The following is a 2,209-nucleotide window of genomic DNA, read 5'->3' as shown; positions in this document are numbered from 1 at the left end:
CTTCCCGGCTGGCAAGGCAGTGGCCCCGACCACTGGCAAAGCCGCTGGGAGCGCGCGCACGGCTACACCCGTGTGGAGCAGCACGACTGGCAGCGGCCGCTGCGTGGCGACTGGATTGCGCGGCTTGAAGAGGTGCTGCTGTCGTGTAGCGCGCCCGCCGTGCTGGTGGCGCACAGCCTGGGCTGCGTGCATGTGGCGGCCTGGGCCGCGCATTCGCGCAACACGCAGCGCGTCAAGGGCGCGCTGCTGGTGGCGCCGCCCGACACCGAGCGGGACGACCTGCGCCAGCAGCTGCCCGGCTGGTCGCCCTTGCCCCGGGGGCGGCTGCCGTTTCCCGCCGTGGTGATTGCGAGCAGCGACGACCCTTTTTGCGCCCCCGGGCGTGCCCGCCAGCTGGCCGCCGACTGGGGCGCTGACTACCTCGATGCCGGCCCATGCGGGCACCTCAATGCCGACAGCGCGCTGGGCGACTGGCCGCTGGCCCACGCGCAGCTGCTGCAGCTGATGGACGCCTGACGCATCACGTATCTGCCAGCCGCATCCTCCCCGATTTGAAAACAGAAAGACAAGCACATGGTCACCAAAAAACTCAAAGGCCTGGGCCGCGGCCTGGAAGCCCTGCTCGGCCCCAAGGTCAGCGAATCGGCCGACAGCGCCAGCAGCACCAGCCCCGGCCTGCCGGCCACGCTGCGCCTGAGCGACCTGGTGCCCGGCCAGTACCAGCCGCGCACCCGCATGGACGAGGGCGCGCTCTACGAGCTGGCCGAGTCCATCAAGGCGCAGGGCATCATGCAGCCGATTCTGGTGCGGCGCCTGTCCAGCGGCGCCAACGACGGCAAGTACGAGATCATTGCCGGCGAGCGGCGCTTTCGGGCCGCCAGCCTGGCCGGCCTGGACAGCCTGCCGGTGCTGATACGCGACGTGCCCGACGAGGCCGCCGCGGCGATGTCGCTGATTGAAAACATCCAGCGCGAAGACCTGAACCCGCTCGAAGAGGCCCAGGGTCTGCAGCGCCTGGTCAAGGAATTCGGCCTGACGCACGAGCTGGCCGCGCAGGCCGTGGGCCGCTCGCGCAGCGCGGCGTCCAACCTGCTGCGCCTCTTGAACCTGGCCGATCCGGTGCAGACCATGCTGATGGCCGGCGACCTGGACATGGGCCATGCCCGCGCGCTGCTGAGCCTGGACCGCGCCGCGCAAATCACCGCCGCCAACCAGATCGCGGCCAAAAAAATGTCGGTGCGCGAGGCCGAAAACCTGGTCAAGAAGACCAGCGCCGACTTTGCGCCCAGGCCCGAAAAACCGGTCCGGGAAAAGTCGCGCGACACCCTGCGGGTGGAAGAAGAACTGGCTGATCTGCTGATGGCCGAGGTCGAGGTGCGCGTCAAAAAGCAGGTCAAGCGCCATGGCCGGCGGGAAGACACCGGCGAGCTGGCCATCCAGTTTTCGTCGATGGACGAGCTGAACGGGCTGATCGAGCGGCTGCGCGGCGGCTAATAACGTGGTGCGCTAGAACTCAAACCCGCCCTGCTTGCGCATGGCGGCAGAGGCGGGGCCGGTCAACATCGCGGCGAGTTTTTGCGCCAGCGCCGGTTGCTGCGCCTGGGTGCAGATGCCCAGCGTGTAGTCGGTTGCCAGCTCAAACTCCCTGGGCAGGTCAGCGACAAGATCCACCCCCGGGGTGTAGTTGATCTCGGTGACTTGCGTGCAGCCGATCAGCCCCGGCTCGGCCGAGTCCGCCATGGCCTGCATCGCCGTTGCGCCGTTGGGATAGACGCGAAAAGCCGCGCTCAGTTCCTGGTCCAGCCCCAACGCCTTCAGGACGTTCAGGAAGTGGATGCCTGCGGTGGCTTTGGCCGGGTCGGGGAAATAGATGCCCTTGGCCGCGCGCAAGGCCGCAGCCAGCGCCTCCCGGGTGCCCACATCGGGATGCTGCTCGCCCGTTCTGACGGCAACGCCGGTTTTCACCCGGCCCAGCGACTGCGCGCTCCCCGCCACCACATGGCCTGAAGCGATCAACTTGTCGATCAGCGGGCGGGTCAAGATCACCAGGTCGCAGGGCGTGCCGCTGATCAGCTGGTCGTGCATCGCGCCCACGGCGCTGAAGGTCGCATGGACCGCGCAGCCGGTTTCTTTTTCAAAATCGTCTTGCACGCCCGTGACGGCGGCGTTTGCGGCGCCGCCGCTCAGCAGGTTGATGTTCATGTTCATG

The 2,209-nt window shown here is 67.9% G+C and carries 3 protein-coding genes; 2 read left to right on the top strand and 1 reads right to left on the bottom strand.

What is annotated here, in order from left to right:
• On the top strand, positions 1-516 hold a 516-nt coding region (locus IV091_RS11145), incomplete at its 5' end, for an alpha/beta fold hydrolase (protein ID WP_293468652.1).
• 57 nt (positions 517-573) lie between these two features.
• The gene (locus IV091_RS11140) at positions 574-1,494 is read left to right on the top strand and encodes a ParB/RepB/Spo0J family partition protein (RefSeq protein ID WP_293468650.1); all 921 of its coding nucleotides are present in this window, start codon (positions 574-576) and stop codon (positions 1,492-1,494) included.
• 12 nt (positions 1,495-1,506) lie between these two features.
• On the opposite strand, the gene IV091_RS11135 is transcribed toward IV091_RS11140, so the two are convergent.
• Positions 1,507-2,209: substrate-binding domain-containing protein (locus IV091_RS11135; RefSeq protein WP_293468648.1), on the bottom strand; the 703-nt coding region annotated here is incomplete at its 5' end.

This window comes from Polaromonas sp., from assembly GCF_018780625.1.
Classification (GTDB): domain Bacteria; phylum Pseudomonadota; class Gammaproteobacteria; order Burkholderiales; family Burkholderiaceae_C; genus Polaromonas.
This window is presented reverse-complemented; position numbering and strand designations above follow the sequence as displayed.